This is a genomic window from Emcibacter sp. SYSU 3D8, from assembly GCF_039655875.1.
Taxonomy (GTDB): domain Bacteria; phylum Pseudomonadota; class Alphaproteobacteria; order SMXS01; family SMXS01; genus RI-34.
Genome location: NZ_JBBYXK010000002.1, coordinates 777,710 through 800,706 on the forward strand (window position 1 = coordinate 777,710; position 22,997 = coordinate 800,706).

Sequence of the window (22,997 nt, forward strand, 5' to 3'; positions counted from 1 at the left end):
TGGGCGTCGAGGGTTTGATGAAGCGCAGGGCCGAAGCAGCGGACGAAGTGGAGACGGTTGGGCACGGTGCCGCCGAGGTCTCCGTGCATTCCGACGGCGCCTTCGCGCGTCTGCTTGAGGACGTGGTGCCCCATCTGCGCGGCTATGCGCGCAGCCTGTGCCGGTCGCCGTCCCAGGCCGATGACCTTGTCCAGGATGCACTGCTGCGCGCATGGGCGGCGCGCGACCGGTTCCAGGCGGGCACCAACTTCAAGGCGTGGATTTTCGTCATCCTGCGCAACAGGTTTCTCAGTGGCCTGCGCCGCCGGAAGTTCGAGCAGGAATCCACCGGCAACGAACCCGATATGGTGGCCCCGGCCGCTCAACCCGGCCACATGGACCTGCTGGCGGTGCGCGATGCGCTGGACAAGCTGTCGCCGTCGCGGCGCGAGGCGCTCATGTTGGTGGGAGCGGCGGGCATGTCCTACGAGGAGGCCGCCAGCATCTGTGACTGTGCCATCGGCACCATCAAGAGCCGCGTCAGCCGCGCCCGATCCGAACTCCAGCAATTGCTGGACGGCGAGGGCCCCGAAGCCGGTCAAGCCGACTGAGGCCTGTCCGATCTGGCGCATCAAGGTGCGGGCGCTGGGACAGAGATCATCCTGATCCGCATCTTACCACCCGATCAGACGCTGCCAGGCATGCGGCGTCCAGGTGCCGGTGTCGTCCGGCAATCCGAAAAAGCGCAGCGCCATCTGCATCATGTCACGCTCGAACCGGTCATCCGCCAGCCGGAAGGGCGGTGAAGCCTTTTCCTGCTCGAACAGGGCTGTCATAGCGAGCGTCTGATGCAGAAGATAATGGACCACCGTAACCGCATGGTCGGTGTCCGGATGAGGAATTTCGTCCGCATGGCCGGTGAGCAGGCTCTGGAATCTGGCGATCGACAGGTTGTTCCACTTCCGCGCGCGTTCATCGACCGCTGGATTGACCAGCCGCTGACGCTCGATCAGGCAGAGGATGCCCGGATAGTTGCGGTAGGCGAAAAAGAAGCGGTCCACCATGGCCATGATGATCTCGGCCGCGCTGTGGTTGCGCCACTCCTCCAGAGAAAAGGCATCGGCCGAGGTATCGGTCAGGGCCTTTGAAAAGCTGTCGTGGATGACCTGCAGAATCGAATCCTTGTCGGCAAAGCGGCTGTAGATCGATCCAGTGGAAACGCCGGCCAGGGTACCGATGTCGCTGATCGCGGTGTTTTCGTAGCCTTTGGCGGTGAATAATTTTTCCGCGGCGCCGAGGATGTCCTCAAGCGTTTTGCGGCTGCGGGCCTGCTGCGGTGGAACAACCCATTTCGAGTCGAGGTTCCATTTTGTTGTCTGGCCTAAGTTCATGTGAAGGTGGTTTTTCCGTCTCATCTGCATCGCGGGTCAATGCGGCGCCTGCTTACTGTTGCACGTTGATCGGTTATGCACAGCGCCAATTTACGGGCAAACTGAAGCGGCCAGACGGCTTTTTATTACCAAATTAGAACCCGAGTATGTATTCTAAATTTGGATGCGCCGCGAGTCTGGGGAGACGCCGCAGTGCAAATAATGGGGAGAGTCATGATGAAACGCCTGCCTTCAGGGGCGATTGCAGCCCTGATTTGCTCGGCAACATTTGCCACCAGCGTTGCCGCACAGAGTTCGGGGCCTGACGCTGTTTCGACACATAAACGCATCGAGGAAGTTGTAACCACGGCCCGTCAGCGCGCGGAATCGCTGCAGGCGGTTCCCGTTGCGGCCACCGGCTTCAATCGAGCGGCGTTGGACATGTACAATCTCAACGACCTTGAGAAGGTCAGCACCGAGACACCCAATCTGATCGTCGGCAGGGGTATCAGCGGAAGCGGTCCGACCCTGCATTTGCGCGGCATCGGCACCAACGGTGGCAGCGCCGGCTTCGATCCGGCGGTTGGCATCGTCGTCGACGGCGTCTCGTATGCGCGCGGCCGCTGGGTCCAGCAGGGATATTTCGATGTGGACCGCGTCGAAGTGCTGAAGGGTCCGCAGGCCCTCTATTTCGGCAAAAACAATTCGGCCGGTCTGATCTCGCTGACGACAGCCGACCCGGGCTCGGAATTCGAAGGCTATGGCCGCGTCGGTTATGAGATCGAGGCCCGCGAGCTGGTGACCGAGGTCGTCAGTTCCATGCCTGTCTCGGATACGTTCGGCATTCGGATCGCGTTTCGCTATTCCCAGCTCAGAGGCTTCATCCGCAATCAGGCCGAGCCGATCGTCGGTGAGGATCCGTTGGGATTCGTTATTCCCGGCGCGCTCAACAAGCGGCTACCCAATGAGAAGGAATATCTTGGCCGGGTCACCCTCAAGTTCACGCCCAACGATAATTTCGAGGCCAAGCTGAAGGTATCGGCTGCCCGCAATACGGATGCCAGCCGCTACAGCACCCTGCAACAGAAGGTCTGTTACGGACCCAACGGGCAACCGCAGCCGATCTTCGGCGTGAACGACCCGTTTGACGACTGCAAGCAGAACTTCACTCAGTCACTGGCCGATTTCCCGGATGAACTGCTCTCTGGTGAGCCGGAAGCATTCAGGAAGAAAGGCGGCGAGCAGTGGTCTGAATTCGAGTCATTCTCGGCAGCCTTCCAGGCCGACTACACGCTTGAGGACGTCGTCCTCACCTCGATCACCGCTTACACATGGTATGACAACCAGTATATGGGCAATTCGGAGTTCTCGGCGCAAGGCCAGGTCGGCGTCTACGAGAATGAGCGTCATGGCGCCTTCAGCCAGGAACTGCGCGCCGTCACCACGTTCGACGGGCCGGTGAATTTCCTGTTCGGTGCATATTTCCAGGACGTCGATTTTTCGTTCCGCAACTCGGCGCGCATCTTTGCGGCTCCTCGCGATCCGCTCACCGGCAGGTACTGGTCCTACGACAAGATATCGACGACCACCGGCAAAACCTGGTCGGCGTTCGCGGAAGCCACCTGGGATATCACCGAAAGCATCGAATTCTCGGGCGGTGCCCGATATACGCGGGAGACCAAGGATTCAGACCTTCAGTCGACCTACGTGCACAGCCTGTTGCGCGGCGCGCTGACGGACCGGAGCCTGCAGAACACGTTCAAGGATTCCAACGTGTCGCCCCAAGCCACACTGACCTGGAGGCCAACCGGCGAACTCACGTTCTTCGGCGCCTACAGGCAGGGATTCAAGTCAGGCGGTTTCGACAACAGTTTCCTGCTGACCAACTCGAGCGCCGAGCGGGAAGACCTGACCTTCAAGAGCGAAACCTCCAACGGTTTCGAGATCGGCGCCAAGACCAGCCTGCTGGACGACACGCTGCAGTTCAACGCCACGGCCTACCGCTACACCTTCGAAAACCTGCAGGTGCAGGAGTTGGACACGGAAACCACCCAGTTCAAGATTCGCAACGCCGGTAAAGCCCGCACCACCGGTATTGAAACCGAGATCACCTGGCTGGCCACCGACGGCCTGACCTTGCGCGGGGCGGCTTCGTACAACAACGGACACTACGTGGACTTTCTCGTGGGCTGCTATTCCGGGCAGTCCATTGAAGCAGGCTGTAACCGGGTTCCAAACCCGTCCAATGGTCGCTTTACCTCGCAGGATCGTTCAGGAGAGAAGCTGCTGAAGGCGCCGGAATGGACATTCCGCGCGGGCTTCAGCTACGACATGCCGGTTGATGATAACTGGAACCTGACGCTGACCGGAGATGCCGCGTACTCCGACCAGTACCTGCTGGACGAGAAGGCCTCACCCGGCGCCATGCAGAAGTCCTTTGTGTTGCTTGATGCCAGCGTACGGGTGCGCGATGCCATGGATCACTGGGAATTCGCGGTCATCGGCCGCAACCTGACCAATGAGGCCATTGCCTTTACCGGCCTCGGCAGGCCGCTCACCGGCGGATCGTCGGGCTTGCCGGCAGGCACGCCCGGACAGACTTTCTCGGACGTCACCGTCGGTGTGCAGCGTGGCCGGGAAGTCATGTTCCAGCTGACCTATCGCTTTCACTGAGGGAGAGAGACATGTCCGTGAAGGATGACCCGATGCAGGCCTGGAAAAGTCAGATCACGCCGGAGGTGGTGGCACAGTACGAGCGCGACGGCGTGGTCTTCCTGCGTCAGGCCATCCACCCGGAGTGGCTGGCGTTGATCGAACTGGGCATTCAACGGGTCCTGGGAAACTTCAGTCCCCACAAATTCACGTTCTTTGCCGGAGAGCCGGGCGAGTTTCTCGATGCGACCCGGAATTTCAGCGTGACGCCCGAGTTCCAGCGGTTGCTTTATGATTCGCCAATCGTCGACATGCTTGGGCGAATGATCGGTTCGGAAAATGTATGGCTGTTGTTCGATCACGTCTTTGTCAAGGAAGGCGGACATTGCAACCGCACACCATGGCATCAGGATCTGACCTATTGGCCGGTCGCGGGCAATCAACTTGCGTCCATGTGGATTACCCTCGACACCATTCCCAAGCACGAATCCCTGGAATTCGTCGTGGGTTCGCATCGCAAACCGTTGTTCGATGGATTCAACCCTTCGGTCGCGGACGATCCGACGGCGCCATATTACGGCGAGGAATTCCCACCGCTGCCGGACATCGAGGCCCAGCGAGACAAATGGGACATTGTGTCGTGGGCTATCGAGCCGGGCGATGTGGTCGTCTTTCATCCGGGACTGCTCCACGGTGGCGGCCAGACGAATGAGGGTCGGGTGCGGCGTACACTGTCCGTTCGATGCTTTGGCGATGATGTAGTCTATGCATCCCGTCCTGCCTCGCGCAGGACGGCACCGGCAACGCCGGGGCTTTCACTGCAACTGAAAGCCGGCGACCCGCTCCGTCATCCGCTTTACCCGAAACTGCGGCCGTTGCCGGCGAACCAGCGTGCCGACTACTACACTTGAGGCGGCCGGGGTTAAGACCGTCTATCCAAGCTTTTCCGCAACCAGCGCCGCGAGGTCGACTTGCGGACGGGCGCCCATGTGGCTGATGGCCTCGGCGGCGGCGATGGCGCCCATGCGGCCGCATTGCGCCAGCGGCTTGCCGCTGGTCAGGCCCGCCAGGAAACCGGCGGCGTAGAGATCGCCCGCGCCGGTGGTGTCCAGGACGTTGACGCCGCGTTCGGCCCCGATCACGTGCACGTCGTCGCCGTCCAGGATCACCGAACCCTGCTCGGAGCGAGTCAGCACGGCCAGCGTCCCGGCTTTCCGGACCGCGTGCAGCGCCTCGTCGAAGGTGGCGACCTGATAAAGCGACAGGATTTCCGCCTCGTTGGCGAACACGATATCGACCTGGTCGACCAGGGCGCGGAACTCGTCCCGGTGCCGGTCGACGCAGAAAGAATCCGACAGGGTCAGGGCCACCTTGCGGCCGCCGGCATGGGCCACGTCCAGCGCTTTGCGGAAGGCGGCCTTGGCGGCTTCCGGGTCCCAGAGATAGCCTTCCAGATAGGTGATCTTGGCAGCGCGGATCACCTCGGGATTGATGTCTTCGGCGGTCAGGTCGATCGCCGCGCCGAGGAACGTGTTCATGGTCCGCTGCGCATCCGGCGTCACCACGATCAGGCAGCGTCCGGTCGGCGCGCCTTCCAGCAATGGCGGGGTCATGAAGCTGAGGCCGATCGAACGGATATCGTGGGCGAATACCTCGCCAAGCTGGTCATCGCGCACCTTGCCGATGAACGCGCCCTTGCCGCCGAGCGCCGCGATGCCGGCCATGGTGTTGGCTGCCGAGCCGCCCGAGACCTCGACGCCCGGCGGCATGGCGGCATAGAGCCGGCTGGCCTGCTCGGCATCGACCAGCATCATGGCGCCCTTGGTCAGATCGTGGCGCTCGAGGAAGGCGTCATCGGCCTGGCAGAGAACGTCGACGATGGCATTGCCGATGCCGACAACATCGATTTCGTGCATGGGGGGACTTTCTGGCGGTTGCGTTGGGCCGAGTATAGGCTGGGCCCTCCGGCGTGCAACCGCACGGTGCAAGGGTCCCTTCAGCCATGTCCTTTCCAGCATGATCGACGCGCTGCGCAAGAGCTTCGGCCTGTTCGCCGTGCCGGCCTTCTGGGCGACGGCGTTGAAGGTTCTGCTGCTGACCGTGCCGCTGGCCGCCCTTGCATTCTGGGCCGGGCTCGAGCTGGCTGGCATGCTGCCGGGCAGCAGTCACCGGGTGCTGGACTGGATCATCCGCGTGGCGGGCGTGGCGGCGGCGCTGTTCGGCGCCCTGCTGCTGTTTCCGGCACTGGCCAGCGTGGTGGTCGGCCTGTTCGCCGATGACATCGCCGAGGTCACCGAGCGCCGCTATTATCCGGCCGAGCCGCCAGGCCGGGCGCTGCCGCTGCTCGCCGGGGCGTGGCAGGGCGTGCGGGCGGGCCTGCGGCTGCTCGCCGCCAATCTCCTGGCGTTGCCGGTCTATCTCGTGTTGCTGCCATTCACGCCCCTTGCCGCGGCGTTCTACCTGGCGCTGAATGGATGGTTGCTCTCACGCGAATATTTCGGGATGGTGGCGGCACGGCATATGGATGCCGCATCGGAACGGGCGCTCAGGCGACGCTCCACCGGGCGGATTTTCCTGGCCGGCTGCCTCATTGCGATCATGTTTGGCGTTCCGGTGCTCAATCTGGTGGCGCCGCTGGTCGGAACGGCGCTGATGGTGCACGTGTTCAAGGGAGTGACGACGGTTGCGAGGACATAGGACCCTGGTGCTGGCGGCGGCGATCGTCGCCATGACGGCGGACGCCGCGGACGCCCGGAGGAAAAAGGACGCGGCTCAGGCACCGGCCGCCCAGCAGACCTCCGCGGCCGCCGCAAAGCCTGTCGTTCCCAGTATCGAAACCCGCGCCAGGGAACTGATGGACCTGGACGAGGACGGGGTGCGCGCCCGCTACGGCCAGCCCCGGCTGCTGCGCAAGGAACCGCCGGCCCAGGTCTGGCAATATGCCGACGACGCCTGCGTGCTGCTGGTGGTGCTCTACGACCCGAAGGACGGCAGGGGCCGGCCAAAGGTGAAATACGCCCGGGGACACATGCTGCCGGGCCATGAGAACGATGCGGCCAATTGCCTCACCGGCCCGCGCCCGGGCACGCCGGCAAATGCCACGGCGCTGCCGTCCGCCAGCCCCGTCGTCATTCCCGGTCAGCCGCTGACCGGCACGCCGGTCTATTCGCCGGGCGATCCGGTACCCGCGGCGCCGAAATAGCCGCTAGATGGTCTTCGCCTTGTAGGCGCACAGATCCTCGACGATGCATTTCGGGCATTCGGGCTTGCGCGCCTTGCAGATATAGCGGCCGTGCAGGATCAGCCAGTGATGGGCGTTCAGCTTGAACCGGTCGGGCACCACCTTGTTCAGCTTCGTCTCCACATGCAGCGGCGTCTTGCCGGGCGCCAGGCCGGTGCGGTTGCCGACGCGGAAAATGTGCGTGTCGACGGCGATGGTCGGTTCGCCGAACGCCACGTTCAGCACCACATTGGCGGTCTTGCGGCCCACGCCGGGCAACGCCTCCAGGGAGTCCCGGTCGCGCGGCACCTCGCCGCCATGCTTGTCGAGAAGGATCTGCGACAGGGCGATGACGTTCTTTGCCTTGGCGTTGAACAGGCCGATGGTCTTGATGTGCTCGCGCACCGCCTCTTCGCCCAGCGCGACCATTTTCTCCGGCGAATCGGCGACCTTGAACAGGGGCCCGGTCGCCCGGTTCACCCCCACGTCGGTGGCCTGCGCCGACATCACCACGGCAACCAGCAGCGTGTAGGGATTGACGTAGTCGAGCTCGGTGCGCGGCGCGTCGTCGGCGCCCTGCAGCCGGGTGAAAAATTCGTCGATATCGGCCTTTTTCATGGGGGCCATCTTAATGCCGCATGACGGACGGGCAAGCGAGGGCCTATGTTTTCCTGATGACCGATTCCGCCGTGGATTTCGACGCGGTGCTGCACCCGCACCGGTCGCTCAGCCGCAGGGCCTTCCTGATCGTGATGATCGTGGTGGGCGGCATCAGTTTTGTCGGCGGCATGGTTTTCGTGCTGATGGGGGCCTGGCCGGTTTTCGGCTTTCTCGGTCTCGACGCGGTGCTGATCTATATCGCCTTCCGGGTCAATTTCCGCGACGGCGAGCGTTACGAGCGGATCGTGCTTGGCGGCGGCAACCTCGAAGTGATCCAGGTCGCGCCCGGCGGCGCCGAGACGCGCACGCTCTTCCAGCCCTACTGGTCCCGCGTGCTGGTCGATGACGACGGCTGCCTGATATTGCGCTCCCACGGCAAGTCCATGGAACTGGGCCGGTTCCTGGTCGAGCACGAGAAGGAAAGCTTTCGTGCGGCGCTTGACGGGGCGCTGCGCAATCTGCGCCGCGGGCCGGCTACAGCTTGAGAACATCCTGCATGGTGTAATGGCCATGCGTCTTCCCGGCCGTCCACAGCGCCGCATGGACGGCGCCGCGGGCGAAGATGATGCGGTCGCCGGCCTTGTGGCTGAGTTCGATGCGCTCGTCGTCGGCGGCGAAGATCACGGTATGGTCGCCGGCCACGTTGCCACCGCGCAGCACCGCGAAGCCGATGCCGCCGCGCTTGCGGGCGCCGGTGATGCCGTCACGGCCCCGGTCCTCGACCGCGTCCAGGTCCACGCCGCGCCCGGCGGCGGCGGCGCGTCCCAGCGCCAGCGCCGTGCCCGATGGCGCATCCACCTTGTGGCGATGATGCATCTCGAGGATCTCGATATCGAAACTGTCGTCCAGTACCTCGGCGAGGCGCCGGGTCAGCGCGACGGTCAGGTTGACGCCCAGCGAGAAATTGGCGGCCTGCACGACGACCGCGCGCTTGCCCGCCTCGGCAACGGTCGTCTGCTGCTCGGGCGACAGGCCCGTCGTGCCGACCACATAGGCGGTGCCGGTGGCTGCGGCGATGCGCGCATTCTCCACGGTCGCCGCGGGTACGGTGAAGTCGATGATGACGTCGGCCCTGCCGAACAGGGCGCTTACGTCGTCGGTCAGCACCACGCCCAGCGCATCAAGGCCGGACAGCACACCCAGATCCTTGCCGATGTCGGGATTGCCCAGCGCATCGACGGCGCCGATGACCCTGGCGCCCTTTGCCTCGGTCACCGCGCGCACCAGCGCCCGGCCCATCCGTCCCGCGCCGCCCAGGATACCTATTGCAAGATCGGTCATCTCGCCTTCTCCCAATATGTGCCCGCTGCGCCGTGTGGGGTCTGGACCCACAAGGAAACGGCGGGAAAACCCCGCCGCCGTTTACCACGAAATCGGAAGTGGCCGAACCTAATCCTTGACCAGATCCTCCCAGAACTCCTTCGCCTTGGCGAAGAAGCCGTCGGATTCGGGGCTCGACTGGTTGCCACCGCCGGCGGCCACGAACTCGCGCAGCAGCCGTTCCTGTTCCCTGGTCAGGTTGACCGGCGTCTCCACGCCCACATGCACGAACAGGTCGCCCACGCCGCCGCGCTGCAGGCGGGGCATGCCCTTGCCGCGCAGGCGGAACTGGCGCCCCGTCTGGGTGCCTTCCGGCACCGCGACCTTGGCCTTTTTGCCGTCGATGGTCGGCACCTCGATGGAGCCGCCCAGCGCCGCCGTGGTCATGGGAATCGGCACGCTCAGATGCAGATCGATGCCGTCGCGCTCGAAGATGCGATGCGGCTTCACCGACAGGAAGATGTACAGATCGCCTGCCGGACCGCCGCGGGTTCCGGCCTCACCCTCGCCGGACAGGCGGATGCGGGTGCCGTTCTCGACGCCGGGCGGAATCGCCACCGACAACGTCTTCTCGCGGTTGACGTGGCCCGCGCCATGGCACGACGGGCATGGATCGCTCACCGTCTGGCCGGCGCCGTGGCAGGTCGGGCAGGCCCGCTCGATGGTAAAGAAGCCCTGCTGGGCCCGAACCTTGCCCATGCCGCGGCATGTCGGGCACTCGACCGGCCGGGAACCGGGTGCCGCGCCGCTGCCGGCGCAGGGTTCGCAGGCGACCGATGCATTGAGGGCGAGCTCGGCCTGCTTGCCGGTGAACGCCTCTTCCAGCGACACCGCATAATCGTAGCGCATGTCGGACCCGCGCTGCGGACCGCCACGGCGCTGGCCGCCGCGCTGGCCGAAGGCGCCGCCGAACAGATCCTCGAAAATATCGCTGAACGAGCCATTGAAGTCGAAACCGCCCGCGCCCTGGCGTCCGCCGCCGTTCTCGAACGCCGCGTGACCGAACTGGTTGTAGGCGGCCCGCTTTTGCGGGTCCTTCAGGACGTCATAGGCCTCGTTGAGTTCCTTGAACTTGTGTTCCGCGTTGCCGTCTCCGGGATTGCGGTCGGGATGACACTCCATGGCCTTGGCGCGGAACGCCTTCTTGATGTCTCCGTCGGACGCTTCACGCGCCACACCGAGCATCTCGTAGTAACAAACCTTGCCCATCCATTCGTCCCTGGAAACCTGAAACCAGCGGGCGGCAGGGAGTCCCTGCCGCCCTTTCGCGCCGTTTTACGACTTGTTCTTGTCGTCGTCGACTTCCTCGAAGTCGGCATCGACGATGTCGTCGCCGTCACCGGACTGGCCGTCCTGCGGACCGCCGCTGCCGGCCGGAGGTGCCTGCTCGGCCTCATGCGACTTGTAGATCGCCTCGCCCAGCTTCATCGACGCCTGCAGCGCCGTTTCGGTCCGGGTGTTGATCTCGGCCAGGTCTTCGCCCGCCAGCGCGGTCTTCAGCGCCGCGATGGCGTCCTCGATGGCCTGCTTGTCGCCCGGGGCCACCTTGTCGCCATGCTCGGCGAGCTGACGCTCGGCGGTATGGACGATGGATTCGCCGTTGTTGCGGGCATCGACCATCTCACGCCGCTTCTTGTCCTCGTCGGCGTTCGCCTCGGCATCCTTCACCATGCGCTGGATGTCGTCCTCGGACAGACCGCCCGAGGCCTGGATGCGAATCTGCTGCTCCTTGCCGGTGCCCTTGTCCTTGGCGGTCACGTTGACGATGCCGTTGGCGTCGATGTCGAAGGCGACCTCGATCTGCGGCACGCCGCGCGGCGCCGAGGGAATGCCGACCAGGTCGAACTGGCCCAGCATCTTGTTGTCGGAGGCCATCTCGCGCTCGCCCTGATAGACCCTGATCGTCACCGCCGTCTGATTGTCCTCGGCGGTCGAGAAGATCTGGCTCTTCTTGGTCGGGATCGTGGTGTTGCGGTCGATCAGCCGGGTGAACACGCCGCCCAGGGTCTCGATGCCCAGCGACAGCGGGGTCACGTCGAGCAGCAGCACGTCCTTGACGTCGCCCTGCAGCACGCCGGCCTGGATGGCCGCGCCCATGGCGACGACTTCGTCCGGGTTCACGCCCTTGTGGGGTTCACGGCCGAAGAATTCCTTCACCCGCTCGACCACGCGCGGCATGCGGGTCATGCCGCCGACCAGCACCACTTCCGAGATTTCGCCGGCCGACAGGCCCGCATCCTTCAGCGCCGCCTTGCACGGACCCATGGTCTTCTCGATCAGCTCCTCGACCAGGGCTTCCAGCTTGGCGCGGGTCAGCTTCATGGTCAGATGCTTGGGGCCGTTGGCATCGGCGGTGATGAACGGCAGGTTCACTTCCGTCTGGGCCGTGCTCGACAGCTCGATCTTGGCCTTTTCGGCGGCTTCCTTCAGCCGCTGCAGCGCCAGCTTGTCGCTGCGCAGGTCGATGCCGTTCTCTTTCTTGAACTCGTCGGCCAGGTAGTTCAGCAGGCGGATGTCGAAATCCTCGCCGCCGAGGAAGGTGTCGCCGTTGGTCGACTTCACCTCGAACACGCCGTCGCCGATCTCGAGGATCGAGATGTCGAACGTGCCACCGCCAAGGTCATAGACCGCGATGGTCTTGCCTTCGGACTTGTCCAGGCCATAGGCGAGCGCCGCCGCCGTCGGCTCGTTGATGATGCGCAGCACGTCCAGGCCGGCGATCTTGCCGGCGTCCTTGGTCGCCTGGCGCTGGGCGTCGTTGAAATAGGCCGGCACGGTGATGACCGCCTGGGTAACGGTCTCGCCCAGATATTTCTCGGCGTCTTCCTTCAGCTTCTGCAGGATGAAGGCGCTGATCTGGCTCGGGCTGTACTTGTCGCCGCGCGCTTCCACCCAGGCATCGCCGTTGTCCGCCTTCATGATCTTGTAGGGGACCATGTCGATGTCCTTCTTGGTCGCCGGGTCCTCGAAGGTGCGGCCGATCAGGCGCTTGATGGCGAAGAAGGTATTTTCCGGGTTGGTAACGGCCTGGCGCTTGGCCGACTGGCCCACAAGCCGCTCGCCATCGCCGGTAAAGGCGACGATCGACGGCGTGGTGCGCGCGCCTTCGGAATTCTCGATGACTTTGGGATTCTTGCCGTCCATGACGGCCACGCAGGAATTCGTCGTACCCAGGTCGATGCCGATAACTTTAGCCATGGTGTATTCTCCTCTTTTTCCTTATGGCGGACCGGGGCAGCCACCTCGTGCACCGCGCCGACCCCCTCGGGAGTCTCGAATTTTGGTTCGGCCGTTATATAGTGAAGCGGAAATTGGGCTACAACCACCCGTGACTTGAAATTCGTGAATCTTCCAAATGCCTTGATTCCTGCCGGAGAGCGCTCATGACCGAGGCCGATGCCGTGATCGAGCGCTTGGGACTGCTGCCGCATCCCGAAGGCGGGCATTACCGCGAAACCCACCGCGCGGCCGGTGGCGGACGCAGCCCCCTGACCTCGATCTACTACCTGTTGCGTGCCGGCGAGGCCGCCCAATGGCACCGGGTCGACGCCACCGAGATCTGGCACTTTTACGCCGGCGCGCCGCTGCTGCTGTCCATATCGGCCGACGGCGTCACCGTCACCCGAAGCGTTCTCGGCAACCAGCTCGACCTGGGCCAGCTTCCCCAGGCCGTTATCCCGCCGCACGCCTGGCAGTCGGCCGAAAGCCAGGGCCACTGGACGCTGGTCGGCTGCACGGTGGCGCCGGGCTTCGAGTTCTCAGGCTTCGAGATGGCCCCGGAAGGCTGGCGGCCGGGAGAGGGGTAAGGCTTTGAAAACACAACAATACCCGTCATCCCGCGCACGCGGGGACCCAGGTGATCGTAGAACTGGCCGACTGCGGAAGGGCTCCGTACCACGAAAAAGATCTTTCGTGACCGAGCCATTGAGGGGCTTCGTTCCCTGCCCCATCTGGGTTCCCGCGTGCGCGGGAATGACGGGCTGATGCAGCGGCCTAGACTTGCGGCTTGTATCCCAGAAACGTCTCCGCCCTGAACACCGAGAGAAGCTCCAGGCCTTCCTTCGCCAGTTCCTCGGCGGCGCCTTCCTGGCGGTCGACGATGGTCAGCACCTTGGTAACCTGCGCGCCCATCTCGCGCATGGTGCGCACCGCCTTCAGCACCGAGCCGCCGGTGGTGGTGACGTCCTCGATCATCAGCACGCGCGCGCCCTTCAGCGCGTCGTCGGACGGCAGGCCCTCGATGGGCAGGCGGGTGCCGTGCTCCTTGGGCTGCTTGCGCACGATCAGGCAGGGCACCGGCGCGCCGGCCAGCCAGCTCGCCATGGTGGCGCAGGCGAGCGGCGGCACAGCGCCCAGCTCCAGCCCGGCGATGAAATCGGGCTTTTCGCGCTGCAGCACCTCGACGAAGGCGGCGGCGATCAGCGCCGAGCCTTCCGGGTCCAGCATGGTCGGTTTCATGTTGAAGTAGAAATTGCTCTCGCGCCCCGACGCCAGCCTGATGATCTTGCCCATGCCGAACGATTTGGCGCGGATGATCTCGGCAAGGCGCGCCGGGTTGGGCGCAAGGCTGGCGGTATCGGACATGGCGAACCTCGGTGCTGGGGAACTCGACAGGTCATATCAGCCCAGCCGGAGAGCGGCAACGCCCGCTGCGCACCACGAGCATTCAGAAGATGGCAAGATGGTGGAGTTCTGGTGCGGCCCTTGGGGTCAATCTTCAAGCCATTGCAAGCCGTTGACCTGCCCGCTAGCCCTCAGGATCTCCTCGACAGCCTGCTTGAGCGCGGCTATGCGATTGGCGACATCGGCACGTTTAAAGAAGTGCCACAATCGCGGTTGTTCCGGTTTCACAAAACAGTGGAGACCATAATCGCCTTCACCCGAATAGCCGCAACCGACCCAGAGATCAAAGCCAGGATTCTTGAGGGAGACGCACCATCCCCAGTCTTCCTTGATGATGTAGTCGATCGGAAAGCCTTTCGCAGGTAATCGGGCCTCCAGAAGTTCGGCGACAAACTTGCCGCCCTGCTCCAAATAGTCTTCCTCGTCCGCGGGTCCGACAACTTCAGTGTCGTACAAGGCTTCGGATTGGAAATGCAACCGCATGCTCATGAATACCCCCCACGCCACCAAATATAGATGCCACACCAGGATATCTCATCTTCGAGCATTCGTCAGCTGTGAGATAGTTCCCTCAGTCTTTTAAAGAACTTGGGCACATCCGCCCGCGTCACGTGCCGGTGATTGAACTCACCCGGCCCGGCGATTCCGTCCGGGTTCTCCACCCAGACCGTCTCGGCGATGGGCACGAACTTGTCCAGCATCCGGTTGACGCCGATATTGCGCGGCCGGGTCTGATGGGTCAGGCGGTTCATGTCGCAGACCTGGCAATACATGGCGATGCGGTGTGGATAGAGCGCTGTCGAGATGCCGGTCTTGCGGGCCAGCTGGTCGGTCAGGTGCCAGTGGGAAAAGTTGCTGTCCGGCGTGTAGCGGTTCAGCAGGGTGTAGCCCACGAAGGTCTCGTCGAGGGTGATGGCGAACGCCATGGAGCGCTGGTCCGGATCGCCGGTGCGCAGCGCCCGGCGGAAGCGGGCGCGTGTGTCGTCCTCGGTGCCGAGCCGGGCCTTGTCGATGCCCATGAACGCCAGGTAATCGTCGCCGCTGTCGAACCAGTAACGGACAACAGCCTCGATATCGTCGTCGATCAGGTCGCGGAAGGCGGCATGGCCAGCGGCGATGGTCTCGCCGCCGTACCGCGCCGGGGTCATTTCCCGGCGGCGGTGCCCGCAGGCGCCTTGGTCACGCCAACCATGGCGGGGCGCAGCAGCCGGTCACCGATGGTATAGCCCACCTGCAGCACCTGGTTGATGGTGCCGTGGGGCTGGTCGGCATCTTCGACCTCGAACATGGCCTGATGCAAATTGTGGTCGAATTTCTCGCCGTGCGGGCTCACTTCCTTCACGCCGTGACGCTGCAGCACATTGGCCAGTTCGCGGCCGGTCAGCTGCACGCCCTCGACAAAGCTGCCGAACGACTCGTCCTTTTCGGCGCCCTCGGGCAGTGCGTCGAGCGCCCGGCCCAGATTGTCGGCCACCGCCAGCAGGTCGCGGGCAAAGCCGGTAATGCCGTAATTGCGGGCGTCCTGCACGTCCTTCACGGCGCGGCGGCGCACGTTCTCGGCTTCGGCCACGGCGCGCAGCATCTTGTCCTTCAGGTCGGCGATCTGCGCCTCGGCCAGTTCCAGGCGCGCTTCCAGATCCACCGCTTCGCTGGGATCGGTGTCGCCGGTTTCCTGGCCGGTTTCGGGATTTTCGTTTTCGTCGTTCATCACATCCTCAACTCAGAAGCCGGCCCACGACGCGGGCGGTGTAGTCGACCATCGGCACGATCCGCGCATAGTTGATCCGGGTTGGTCCAATAACGCCCAGGATACCGATGACGTTTCTCTGCTCGTTGGCGTAGGGGGCCAGAATCAGCGACGAGCCCGAGAGGCTGAACAGCTGGTTTTCCGAGCCGATAAAGACGCGAACGCCCTCGGCTTCCTTCGCCAGGTCCAGCAAATGGATGAAGTCGCGCTTGTTTTCAAGGTCTTCCAGCAGCCGTCTGATGCGTTCCAGGTCTTCGCCGGCCTCCAGGTTCTCCAGCAAGTGGCTCTGGCCGCGCACGATCAGGGTCTGGTTGCTCTCGTCCGTGCCGGTCCAGATCGCCAGTCCGTCCTCGACCACCTTGCTCGACAGGGCGTCGAGCTGGGCCTGGTGTTCGCCCACCTCGGCGAGGATGAACGCCTTGGCCTCGTCCAGCGTGCGGCCGGTCATGCGCGCATTCAGATAATTGCCGGCGCTCCGGAGTGTCGACGGCATCATGTCGGTGGGCACCTCCATGATCCGGTTCTCCACCTGGCCGTCCTCGGTCACCAGCACGGCAAGCGCCCGGCCCGGATTGAGGCTGACGAATTCGATGTGCCGGATTGCCACGTTGAGCTTGGGCGCGAGCACCAGCGCGGCGGCATGCGACAGGCCCGACAGCAGCGACGACGCCTGCTGCAGCACGCCGTCGATGGTCTGGCCACCCGAGCCGATGCGGCCCTGGATGGCGTTGCGCTCGTCGCTGCTCAGATTGCCGAATTCCAGCAGGCCATCGACGAAGATGCGCAGGCCCCGCTCGGTCGGCAAGCGCCCGGCCGAGGTGTGCGGTGCATAAAGCAGCCCGGCGTCCTCCAGGTCGGCCATCACGTTGCGGATGCTGGCCGAGGACAGGTTCAGGCCCAGGCGCTGGACGAGCGTGCGCGAGCCCACCGGCTCACCGGTCTCCAGATAGGCTTCGACTATGCCGCGCAGGATCTTGCGCGTTCGTTCGTTCAGCTCGTCGATCATGACCCGACTATGTATGCAAACCCGCGTCCGGTCCAATATGGAGAGGGCGCTTGTCGTCGTGCGGCTGGACGCGGCCGGATACACGGACTAGAACGCTCCGACAAATCCAGACGGGAAAAAATCATGCGTCCATCCGGCCGATCACCCGACCAGCTTCGACCCATCTCGCTCGAGACCGGCTTTTCCGCTTATGCGGAAGGCTCGTGCCTGGTGCGCTTCGGCGGCACCCACGTGCTGTGCACCGCCTCGCTCGACGAGGGCGTGCCCGGCTTCCTGCGCGGCAAGGGCAGCGGGTGGGTGACGGCGGAATACGGCATGCTGCCGCGCTCGACCCATACGCGCAGCTCGCGCGAGGCGGCGCGCGGCAAGCAGACCGGCCGCACCCAGGAAATCCAGCGGCTGATCGGCCGCTCGCTCCGCGCGGTCACCAACATGAAGGCCATGGGCGAGCGTCAGATCGTCATCGATTGCGACGTGATCCAGGCCGATGGCGGCACCCGCACCGCCTCGATCACCGGCGGCTATGTGGCGCTGCATCTCTGCTTCCAGAAGATGCTGGCCCAGGGCCTGATCGAGGCCATCCCGCTGTCGGACCAGGTGGCCGCCGTTTCCTGCGGCATCTTCAACGGCCAGCCGGTCCTCGACCTGGACTATCTGGAAGATTCCAAGGCCCAGGCCGATTCCAACTTCGTGCTGACCGGATCGGGCGGCATCGTCGAGATCCAGGGCACCGCCGAGGACGAGCCGTTCTCCGAGGCCGAGTTCATGCACCTCATGTCGCTCGCCAAGGCGGGCATCGCCGATCTGGCCCGTTATCAGCGCCAGGCGCTCGGTATCGAGTGATGGCGCGGCGCTTTGCCGGCGGCCGTCTCGTCGTGGCCACCCACAATCCGGGCAAGGTGCGCGAGATAGGCGATCTGCTGCGTCCCCATGATGTGGACGCGGTCTCGGCGGGCGAGCTGGGCCTGCCCGAGCCGGAGGAGACCGGCGCGACGTTCCGAGCCAATGCCGAGCTGAAGGCGCTGGCCGCCGCGACCGCCTCGGGCCTGCCCGCGCTGGCCGACGATTCCGGCCTGTCGGTGGCGGCGCTGGACGGCGACCCGGGCATCTATTCCGCCCGCTGGGCCGGAGAGACGAAGGATTTCGCCGTTGCCATGCGTAAGGTCCACGACCTGCTTCAGCAAGCCGGCAAGGATGGCAGCCGGGCGCATTTCACCTGCGCGCTGACCCTTGCCTGGCCCGACGGCCATGTGGAGACTTTCGAGGGCAAGGTGCACGGCGATCTGGTGTGGCCGCCGCGCGGCAGCCGCGGCTTCGGCTACGATCCCATTTTCAGGGCCGATGGTTACGACATCACCTTCGGCGAGATGGACCCGGACGACAAGCACGCCATCAGCCACCGGGCCGTGGCATTCCGGCAGCTGATCGATGCGTGCTTCTGACTCCGGCGCCGATCCCGGCTTCGCGGTCTATGTCCACTGGCCGTTCTGCCTGGCGAAATGTCCCTATTGCGACTTCAACAGCCATGTGCGTGAGGCCGTCGACCAGGAGCGCTGGCGCGCGGGCCTGCTGCGCGAGATCGATCATTACGCGGCGCTGACGCCCGGCCGTACCGTCACCAGCGTGTTCTTCGGCGGCGGCACGCCGTCGCTGATGGCGCCCGAGACCACCGCTGCGGTGATCGGCCGCATCGGCGAGCGCTGGGGTTATGCGGCCAATCCCGAAATCACGCTCGAGGCCAATCCCACCAGTGTCGAGGCGGGCCGCTTCACTGCCTACGCGAAAGCCGGCGTCAACCGGGTCTCGCTGGGCGTGCAGGCGCTCAATGACGCCGACCTGAAGGCGCTGGGGCGTGGCCACAGCGCGGCGCAGGCGCTGGATGCCGTGGCGCTCGCCCGCGACACCTTTCCCCGCTACAGCTTCGATCTGATCTATGCCCGGCCGGGCCAGACGGTGCCGCTATGGCAGGCTGAACTGGCGCGCGGGCTGGAACTGGCCGGCGATCATCTGTCGCTCTACCAGCTCACCATCGAGGAAGGCACCGCCTTTCATGCGGCGTTCCGCGACGGCCGGCTGGTGCTGCCCGACGAGGACACGTCCGCCGAGCTTTACGAGACGACCCAGGCCATGGCCGGTGCGGCAGGCCTGCTGGCCTACGAGATCTCCAATCACGCGGTGCCCGGCGGCGAAAGCCGGCACAACATGACGTATTGGCGCTACGGCGAATATGCCGGCATCGGTCCCGGCGCCCATGGCCGGCTGCATCTGGACGCCGTGACCGCGACCGCCCAGCGCCGCAAGCCCGAGACCTGGCTCGACCTTGTCGAGGCGCAGGGCCACGGCACCGAGGTGATGAACGCCGTCCCGGCCGCCGAGAGCGCCGAGGAGATGGTCATGATGGGCCTGCGCACGGCCGAAGGCGTCGACCTGGCGCGGCTGGCGGCGATTTCCGGCGGGCCGCTGGAGACTGTGGTCGATGGGGATTCGCTCGCGATGCTGCTCGATCAGGGTATGCTGAAGCGGACGCCCGATGCGCTGACGGCGATGCCCCAAGCCTGGCCCGTCCTCAATGAAGTGATCCGGCGGTTGCTGGGTTAGCCTCAATCCCTCCATTATCGTCATTCCCGCGCACGCGGGAACCCAGATGGGGAAGGGTACGAGGCCATCGTGCGCATCAATCACGAAGGAACCAACCCTTTTTGAGCGAGGCCCGGTGCTCTACGAAGAGCTGGGTCCCCGCATGCGCGGGGATGACGATTTTATTTTATGCTCAATGATTTACGGCCGCGCGACCGGCGCGCTGAATTCCTGCGGCGCCGGGTCGACGGCGGTCATGCCCGACGGGGTGATCTGGATCACGGCCAGGCCGCGTTCGGCGACGCCTTCGCGGTTGAAGCGGAACACGCCGTCGATTCCGGCGAAGCCCTTGGCGTCGGTCAGCGACGCGGTGGTGAACGGCCGGTCCGGATGCATCTTCTTCAGCGCCGCGACCAGCGCCACCGCGTCATAGGCGATGCTCGACACCCGGGGCGCGGTGCCGCCATAGACCCGGCCGTAATGGTTCGAGAAGGTCACGCCGGTCTCCGGCGACGGACCGGCATAAAGCGCCCCGGCCAGCGCCGGCTCGGTCTTCAGGCTGGCGTCGTCCCACAGGCCGGTGCCCAGGAACTGCACCTTTTCGGGTTCGATGTCGTAATAGGGCAGCATGGGCGCCAGCGTCCGCAGCAATCCGCCGCCGGTGGCGATCAGCACGGCGTCGAACTGATATTCGTACACCGGGTGTTGCACATAGGGCGGCGCGCCGGGAACCGGCGGCGGCAGGGGCTCGTCCGAGGCCACCTGCACCTTGCGGGCCGCCAGCCGCTGTATCGGGCCGGCCAGTTCTTCCTCGACCTCCGGGAAGGTCTCGATGGCGACCACGGTGCCGCCATGTCGGGACGCGGCATCGCGAAGCGCCTCGGCCACCATGGTGCCGTAGGCCGATTGCGGCACCAGCGCGGCCAGCCGTGTCCAGCCCTGGTCGATGGAATAGGCGACGATCCGGGAGACCTGCTGCTGCGGCGTGAATCCCATGATGTAGATGCCGTTGCCGGCTACGGTGCGGTCGGTGGAAAAGCCCACCAGCGGCACGCGGTACTGCTGCGCCACCGGCCCGGCGGCGCGGATGGAATCGGCGAAGATCGGGCCGAGCAGGATCTGGGCGCCGTTGTCGATGGCGTCCTGCGCCGCGCCGGCGGCGCCGTTCGGGCCTTCCGTGTCGCGGGGCAGCAGCACGATGGTGGGATCCTGCACGTCGAACAGCGCCAGTTGCGCCGCGTCCAGCATGGACTGGCCCAGCGCCTGGTTGCGGCCCGACAGGGGCAGCAGCAGGCCCACCTTGGTGAACCCCTTCTCGAAATACTTGTCCGGCCGCTCCTGCACCAGCGGCGGCGGCTCCTCCGGCGGCGGCGGGGCGACGACCACCGGTGGCGGCGGCGCCACGACTTCCTCGCGGACGCCGCCGCAGGCGCTCAACGCCAGCATGGACGCCGCCAGCAAAAGCGGGCAAACATGGTTTCGAATCAGGCGGAAGAACGTCATGCAGGCGGGCTCGTGTCGGAAAGGCCTGATCGGTCTGAGCAGGAACAGCCCATGACTATGGAAGCCCCGGACGGCCAAGTCAATTTGACGCCCGGTCTTTACCTTGTGGCCACCCCCATCGGCAATCTGCGCGACGTCACGTTGCGCGCGCTCGATGTGCTGCGCGCGGCCGCTCTCGTTGCCTGCGAGGACACCCGCATCACCAGGCGGCTGCTCGACCGCTATGTCATCGCCACCCCGATGAAGCGCTATGACGACCACAGCAGCGACGACGACCGGCAACGGCTGATCGACCGGATCAAGGCGGGCGAGGCGGTGGCGCTGGCCAGCGACGCGGGCACGCCGATGGTGTCGGACCCCGGCTTCAAGCTGGTGCGCGCGGCCATCGCCCAAGGCGTCGAGGTTGTACCGATTCCCGGCCCGTCATCGGTGCTGGCGGCGCTGTGCCTTGCCGGTCTGCCGACCGACCGGTTCAGCTTCGGCGGCTTCCTGCCCGAAAAGCAGGTGGCGCGCCAGAATGCGCTCAACGAGGCGTTGCGGCTCCCCGGCACCGTCGTGGTGTTCGAATCCGCCCGCCGGCTGCCTGCGTCCCTTGCCGACCTGGCGGCGATCGCGCCCGACCGTCCGGTGGTCGTCGCCCGCGAGCTCACCAAGCACTTCGAGGAAGCGGTGCGCGGCACCGCCGCCGAGCTGGCGGCGCGCTATCACAAGGACGGGCCGCCGCGCGGCGAGGTGGTGCTGGTGATCGGCCCGCCCGACGAGGCCGACCCGGACGCCGCCGATATGGACGCCGCCCTGCGCGCCGCCCTGCGCGACCTGTCGGTGAAGGAGGCGGCCAGCGCCGTCGCCTTCATGCTCAAGCTGCCGCGCCGGCAGGTCTATGCCCGCGCCGTCGTGCTGTCCAAGGGGCCCGAGGGCGAATGAGGGACGGCGCATGAGGGACGGCGTATGAGGACGACGGCGCAGCGCCGGCAGGCGTTCCGCGCCGGGCGCACGGCCGAGACGCTGTGCTGCTGGTTTCTGCGGCTGAAGGGCTACCGTATCCTGGCGCGCAACTGGAAAACCCCGGTGGGCGAAGCCGACATCGTCGCCCGGCGCGGAAAAGTGGTGGCGTTCGTCGAGGTCAAGGCGCGCGCCAGCCACGGCGCCGGCATCGAGGCGGTGTCCCCGAAGCAGCGGCGCCGGGTGCGCCAGGCGGCCGCCGTGTATATTGCCGCCCACCCGGCGCTGGCCGCGCTGGACATGCGGTTCGATATCATGACGATTGCACCCCGAAGCTGGCCGACCCATAGTCCCGGCGCCTGGGGATACGAGTAGCCACCGGGACATTCAGGTCCCGAACAATATGGAGTTGTTGGAATGAGCCTGGCCGTCGCCATACAGATGGACCCCATCGCCGGCATCAATATCGATGGCGACAGCACGTTCGCGCTGGCGCTGGAGGCGCAGCGGCGCGGTCACGGCCTGTATTATTACCTGCCCCGCGACCTGACCTTCGCGCACAACCGGGTCATCGCCCATGTCCACCCGCTGGAGGTGCGGCGCGAGCATGGCAACCATTTCACCCTGGGCGCGGGCGAGACCATCGACCTCGCCACCTTCGACGTGGTGCTGCTGCGCCAGGACCCGCCCTTCGACATGGGCTACATCACCACCACCCACCTGCTCGAGCATGTCCACCCCAAGACGCTGGTGGTGAACGATCCGCACCATGTGCGCAACGCGCCGGAGAAGCTGTTCGTCACCCGCTTCCCCGACCTGATGCCGCCCACCCTGATCAGCGCCGCCAAGCGCGACATCGAGGAGTTCCGCCGCGAGCACCAGGACATCATCATGAAGCCGCTGTTCGGCAATGGCGGCGCCGGCGTGTTCCGGGTCAAGCCCGAGGACGAGAACTTCAACGCCCTGTTCGAGATGTTCACCCAGTTCTACCGCGAGCCCATCGTGGTGCAGCGCTACGTGCCCGAGGTGCGCCAGGGCGACAAGCGCATCATCATCGTCGACGGCCGCGCCGTGGGCGCCATCAACCGGGTGCCGGCCCAGGGCGAGTCCCGCTCCAACATGCATGTGGGCGGCAAGGCCGAGAAATCGGCGCTGACGCGGCGCGAAAAGGAAATCTGCGAGGCCATCGGCCCGGCGCTGGCCGAGCGCGGCCTGATCTTCGTCGGCATCGACGTGATCGGCGATTACCTCACCGAGATCAACGTGACCTCGCCCACCGGCATCCAGGAAATCGACCGCTTCGATAATTCGAATATTGCGGGCCTGGTGTGGGACGCCATCGAGGCGCGCCGGGTGCGGATGTAGGAGGGGCCTATACATCAATTTGAATTGATGTAT

Annotated in this window: 25 protein-coding genes; 13 read left to right on the top strand and 12 right to left on the bottom strand. The window is 65.2% G+C overall.

Features of this window, described 5'->3' with window-relative positions:
- Positions 1-17: 17 nt before the first annotated feature.
- Complete coding sequence (locus tag WJU21_RS09675; RefSeq protein WP_346323201.1) at positions 18-590, top strand: sigma-70 family RNA polymerase sigma factor; 573 nt, start codon at positions 18-20, stop codon at positions 588-590.
- Positions 591-653: 63 nt separating this feature from the next.
- On the opposite strand, the gene WJU21_RS09680 is transcribed toward WJU21_RS09675, so the two are convergent.
- The gene (locus WJU21_RS09680; RefSeq protein ID WP_346323202.1) at positions 654-1,370 is read right to left on the bottom strand and encodes a TetR/AcrR family transcriptional regulator; all 717 of its coding nucleotides are present in this window, start codon (positions 1,368-1,370) and stop codon (positions 654-656) included.
- 216 nt (positions 1,371-1,586) lie between these two features.
- Here WJU21_RS09680 and WJU21_RS09685 point away from each other — a divergent pair, with 216 nt between their 5' ends.
- The gene (locus tag WJU21_RS09685; RefSeq protein WP_346323203.1) at positions 1,587-4,022 is read left to right on the top strand and encodes a TonB-dependent receptor; all 2,436 of its coding nucleotides are present in this window, start codon (positions 1,587-1,589) and stop codon (positions 4,020-4,022) included.
- Between the two features lie 11 nt (positions 4,023-4,033).
- Complete coding sequence (locus WJU21_RS09690; protein WP_346323204.1) at positions 4,034-4,912, top strand: phytanoyl-CoA dioxygenase family protein; 879 nt, start codon at positions 4,034-4,036, stop codon at positions 4,910-4,912.
- Positions 4,913-4,933: 21 nt separating this feature from the next.
- Here WJU21_RS09690 and WJU21_RS09695 read toward each other — a convergent pair whose 3' ends face one another.
- Positions 4,934-5,917, bottom strand: coding sequence for an adenosine kinase (locus WJU21_RS09695; RefSeq protein ID WP_346323205.1), 984 nt, complete (start codon positions 5,915-5,917; stop codon positions 4,934-4,936).
- Between the two features lie 100 nt (positions 5,918-6,017).
- Between WJU21_RS09695 and WJU21_RS09700 the strand changes: the two genes are divergently transcribed.
- Together WJU21_RS09700 and WJU21_RS09705 are read left to right on the top strand one after the other, a co-directional pair.
- On the top strand, positions 6,018-6,698 hold the full coding sequence (locus WJU21_RS09700) for an EI24 domain-containing protein (RefSeq protein WP_346323206.1): 681 nt from the start codon (positions 6,018-6,020) through the stop codon (positions 6,696-6,698).
- A complete protein-coding gene (locus WJU21_RS09705; RefSeq protein ID WP_346323207.1) occupies positions 6,685-7,203 on the top strand; it encodes a hypothetical protein in 519 nt (172 codons plus the stop codon). The genes WJU21_RS09700 and WJU21_RS09705 overlap by 14 nt, the downstream gene beginning before the upstream one ends.
- Before the next feature lie 3 nt (positions 7,204-7,206).
- Here the strand turns inward: WJU21_RS09705 and nth are convergent, their stop codons facing one another.
- Positions 7,207-7,839, bottom strand: coding sequence for an endonuclease III (gene nth, locus WJU21_RS09710; RefSeq protein ID WP_346323208.1), 633 nt, complete (start codon positions 7,837-7,839; stop codon positions 7,207-7,209).
- 56 nt (positions 7,840-7,895) lie between these two features.
- Here nth and WJU21_RS09715 point away from each other — a divergent pair, with 56 nt between their 5' ends.
- Entirely contained in the window at positions 7,896-8,366 is a 471-nt protein-coding gene (locus WJU21_RS09715; RefSeq protein ID WP_346323209.1) for a DUF2244 domain-containing protein, read from the top strand.
- Here WJU21_RS09715 and dapB read toward each other — a convergent pair.
- The 3 genes from dapB to dnaK form a co-directional block, all read right to left on the bottom strand.
- Entirely contained in the window at positions 8,356-9,162 is an 807-nt protein-coding gene (gene dapB / locus WJU21_RS09720; protein WP_346323210.1) for a 4-hydroxy-tetrahydrodipicolinate reductase, read from the bottom strand. The genes WJU21_RS09715 and dapB overlap by 11 nt on opposite strands.
- Positions 9,163-9,270: 108 nt before the next feature.
- The gene (dnaJ, locus tag WJU21_RS09725; RefSeq protein ID WP_346323211.1) at positions 9,271-10,410 is read right to left on the bottom strand and encodes a molecular chaperone DnaJ; all 1,140 of its coding nucleotides are present in this window, start codon (positions 10,408-10,410) and stop codon (positions 9,271-9,273) included.
- Positions 10,411-10,476: 66 nt separating this feature from the next.
- On the bottom strand, positions 10,477-12,399 hold the full coding sequence (gene dnaK, locus WJU21_RS09730) for a molecular chaperone DnaK (protein WP_346323212.1): 1,923 nt from the start codon (positions 12,397-12,399) through the stop codon (positions 10,477-10,479).
- Between the two features lie 185 nt (positions 12,400-12,584).
- Between dnaK and WJU21_RS09735 the strand changes: the two genes are divergently transcribed.
- Positions 12,585-13,007: a cupin domain-containing protein gene (locus WJU21_RS09735; protein ID WP_346323213.1), complete on the top strand. Its 423-nt coding sequence runs from the start codon at positions 12,585-12,587 to the stop codon at positions 13,005-13,007.
- A gap of 187 nt (positions 13,008-13,194) precedes the next feature.
- Here the strand turns inward: WJU21_RS09735 and pyrE are convergent, their stop codons facing one another.
- The 5 genes from pyrE to hrcA form a co-directional block, all read right to left on the bottom strand.
- Complete coding sequence (pyrE, locus tag WJU21_RS09740) at positions 13,195-13,785, bottom strand: orotate phosphoribosyltransferase (RefSeq protein WP_346323214.1); 591 nt, start codon at positions 13,783-13,785, stop codon at positions 13,195-13,197.
- Between the two features lie 126 nt (positions 13,786-13,911).
- Positions 13,912-14,313 (bottom strand): hypothetical protein, encoded by a 402-nt coding sequence (locus WJU21_RS09745; RefSeq protein WP_346323215.1) that lies wholly within the window; start codon positions 14,311-14,313, stop codon positions 13,912-13,914.
- Between the two features lie 62 nt (positions 14,314-14,375).
- The gene (locus WJU21_RS09750; protein WP_346323216.1) at positions 14,376-14,972 is read right to left on the bottom strand and encodes a hypothetical protein; all 597 of its coding nucleotides are present in this window, start codon (positions 14,970-14,972) and stop codon (positions 14,376-14,378) included.
- Positions 14,969-15,532, bottom strand: coding sequence for a nucleotide exchange factor GrpE (gene grpE / locus WJU21_RS09755; protein ID WP_346323217.1), 564 nt, complete (start codon positions 15,530-15,532; stop codon positions 14,969-14,971). The genes WJU21_RS09750 and grpE overlap by 4 nt, the downstream gene beginning before the upstream one ends.
- Before the next feature lie 7 nt (positions 15,533-15,539).
- Positions 15,540-16,577 (bottom strand): heat-inducible transcriptional repressor HrcA, encoded by a 1,038-nt coding sequence (gene hrcA, locus WJU21_RS09760; protein ID WP_346323218.1) that lies wholly within the window; start codon positions 16,575-16,577, stop codon positions 15,540-15,542.
- A 123-nt stretch (positions 16,578-16,700) separates the two neighbouring features.
- On the opposite strand from hrcA, the gene rph reads away from it, so the two are divergent.
- From rph to hemW, 3 genes are read left to right on the top strand one after another with little or no spacing between them, the layout of a single operon-like run.
- Positions 16,701-17,420, top strand: coding sequence for a ribonuclease PH (rph, locus tag WJU21_RS09765; protein WP_346323219.1), 720 nt, complete (start codon positions 16,701-16,703; stop codon positions 17,418-17,420).
- Positions 17,420-18,019 (top strand): RdgB/HAM1 family non-canonical purine NTP pyrophosphatase, encoded by a 600-nt coding sequence (rdgB, locus tag WJU21_RS09770; protein WP_346323220.1) that lies wholly within the window; start codon positions 17,420-17,422, stop codon positions 18,017-18,019. The genes rph and rdgB overlap by 1 nt, the downstream gene beginning before the upstream one ends.
- Positions 18,006-19,175, top strand: coding sequence for a radical SAM family heme chaperone HemW (gene hemW, locus WJU21_RS09775; RefSeq protein WP_346323221.1), 1,170 nt, complete (start codon positions 18,006-18,008; stop codon positions 19,173-19,175). The genes rdgB and hemW overlap by 14 nt, the downstream gene beginning before the upstream one ends.
- 180 nt (positions 19,176-19,355) lie before the next feature.
- On the opposite strand, the gene WJU21_RS09780 is transcribed toward hemW, so the two are convergent.
- Positions 19,356-20,657 carry a penicillin-binding protein activator gene (locus tag WJU21_RS09780; RefSeq protein WP_346323222.1) on the bottom strand — a complete coding sequence of 434 codons (1,302 nt, stop codon included), beginning with the start codon at positions 20,655-20,657 and terminating at the stop codon, positions 19,356-19,358.
- A 51-nt stretch (positions 20,658-20,708) separates the two neighbouring features.
- On the opposite strand from WJU21_RS09780, the gene rsmI reads away from it, so the two are divergent.
- From rsmI to gshB, 3 genes are read left to right on the top strand one after another with little or no spacing between them, the layout of a single operon-like run.
- Positions 20,709-21,581, top strand: coding sequence for a 16S rRNA (cytidine(1402)-2'-O)-methyltransferase (gene rsmI, locus WJU21_RS09785; protein WP_346323223.1), 873 nt, complete (start codon positions 20,709-20,711; stop codon positions 21,579-21,581).
- Between the two features lie 24 nt (positions 21,582-21,605).
- Positions 21,606-21,974: a YraN family protein gene (locus WJU21_RS09790; RefSeq protein WP_346323224.1), complete on the top strand. Its 369-nt coding sequence runs from the start codon at positions 21,606-21,608 to the stop codon at positions 21,972-21,974.
- 42 nt (positions 21,975-22,016) lie between these two features.
- Entirely contained in the window at positions 22,017-22,964 is a 948-nt protein-coding gene (gene gshB, locus WJU21_RS09795; protein WP_346323225.1) for a glutathione synthase, read from the top strand.
- The last annotated feature ends 33 nt before the right edge of the window (positions 22,965-22,997 follow it).

What these genes read in the sequence shown, in the direction of transcription:
- hemW (WP_346323221.1), top strand. Translation starts at nt 18,006, where the DNA reads ATGCGTGCTTCTGACTCCGGCGCCGATCCCGGCTTCGCGGTCTATGTC.
- WJU21_RS09790 (WP_346323224.1), top strand. Translation starts at nt 21,606, where the DNA reads ATGAGGACGACGGCGCAGCGCCGGCAGGCGTTCCGCGCCGGGCGCACG.
- gshB (WP_346323225.1), top strand. Translation starts at nt 22,017, where the DNA reads ATGAGCCTGGCCGTCGCCATACAGATGGACCCCATCGCCGGCATCAAT.
- WJU21_RS09735 (WP_346323213.1), top strand. Translation starts at nt 12,585, where the DNA reads ATGACCGAGGCCGATGCCGTGATCGAGCGCTTGGGACTGCTGCCGCAT.
- WJU21_RS09675 (WP_346323201.1), top strand. Translation starts at nt 18, where the DNA reads ATGAAGCGCAGGGCCGAAGCAGCGGACGAAGTGGAGACGGTTGGGCAC.
- grpE (WP_346323217.1), bottom strand. Translation starts at nt 15,532, where the DNA reads ATGAACGACGAAAACGAAAATCCCGAAACCGGCCAGGAAACCGGCGAC.
- WJU21_RS09745 (WP_346323215.1), bottom strand. Translation starts at nt 14,313, where the DNA reads ATGAGCATGCGGTTGCATTTCCAATCCGAAGCCTTGTACGACACTGAA.
- dnaK (WP_346323212.1), bottom strand. Translation starts at nt 12,399, where the DNA reads ATGGCTAAAGTTATCGGCATCGACCTGGGTACGACGAATTCCTGCGTG.
- hrcA (WP_346323218.1), bottom strand. Translation starts at nt 16,577, where the DNA reads ATGATCGACGAGCTGAACGAACGAACGCGCAAGATCCTGCGCGGCATA.
- WJU21_RS09695 (WP_346323205.1), bottom strand. Translation starts at nt 5,917, where the DNA reads ATGCACGAAATCGATGTTGTCGGCATCGGCAATGCCATCGTCGACGTT.
- rdgB (WP_346323220.1), top strand. Translation starts at nt 17,420, where the DNA reads ATGGCGCGGCGCTTTGCCGGCGGCCGTCTCGTCGTGGCCACCCACAAT.
- WJU21_RS09685 (WP_346323203.1), top strand. Translation starts at nt 1,587, where the DNA reads ATGAAACGCCTGCCTTCAGGGGCGATTGCAGCCCTGATTTGCTCGGCA.
- WJU21_RS09780 (WP_346323222.1), bottom strand. Translation starts at nt 20,657, where the DNA reads ATGACGTTCTTCCGCCTGATTCGAAACCATGTTTGCCCGCTTTTGCTG.
- WJU21_RS09680 (WP_346323202.1), bottom strand. Translation starts at nt 1,370, where the DNA reads ATGAACTTAGGCCAGACAACAAAATGGAACCTCGACTCGAAATGGGTT.
- WJU21_RS09750 (WP_346323216.1), bottom strand. Translation starts at nt 14,972, where the DNA reads ATGACCCCGGCGCGGTACGGCGGCGAGACCATCGCCGCTGGCCATGCC.
- rph (WP_346323219.1), top strand. Translation starts at nt 16,701, where the DNA reads ATGCGTCCATCCGGCCGATCACCCGACCAGCTTCGACCCATCTCGCTC.
- WJU21_RS09700 (WP_346323206.1), top strand. Translation starts at nt 6,018, where the DNA reads ATGATCGACGCGCTGCGCAAGAGCTTCGGCCTGTTCGCCGTGCCGGCC.
- WJU21_RS09690 (WP_346323204.1), top strand. Translation starts at nt 4,034, where the DNA reads ATGTCCGTGAAGGATGACCCGATGCAGGCCTGGAAAAGTCAGATCACG.
- dapB (WP_346323210.1), bottom strand. Translation starts at nt 9,162, where the DNA reads ATGACCGATCTTGCAATAGGTATCCTGGGCGGCGCGGGACGGATGGGC.
- dnaJ (WP_346323211.1), bottom strand. Translation starts at nt 10,410, where the DNA reads ATGGGCAAGGTTTGTTACTACGAGATGCTCGGTGTGGCGCGTGAAGCG.
- pyrE (WP_346323214.1), bottom strand. Translation starts at nt 13,785, where the DNA reads ATGTCCGATACCGCCAGCCTTGCGCCCAACCCGGCGCGCCTTGCCGAG.
- WJU21_RS09715 (WP_346323209.1), top strand. Translation starts at nt 7,896, where the DNA reads ATGACCGATTCCGCCGTGGATTTCGACGCGGTGCTGCACCCGCACCGG.
- rsmI (WP_346323223.1), top strand. Translation starts at nt 20,709, where the DNA reads ATGACTATGGAAGCCCCGGACGGCCAAGTCAATTTGACGCCCGGTCTT.
- nth (WP_346323208.1), bottom strand. Translation starts at nt 7,839, where the DNA reads ATGAAAAAGGCCGATATCGACGAATTTTTCACCCGGCTGCAGGGCGCC.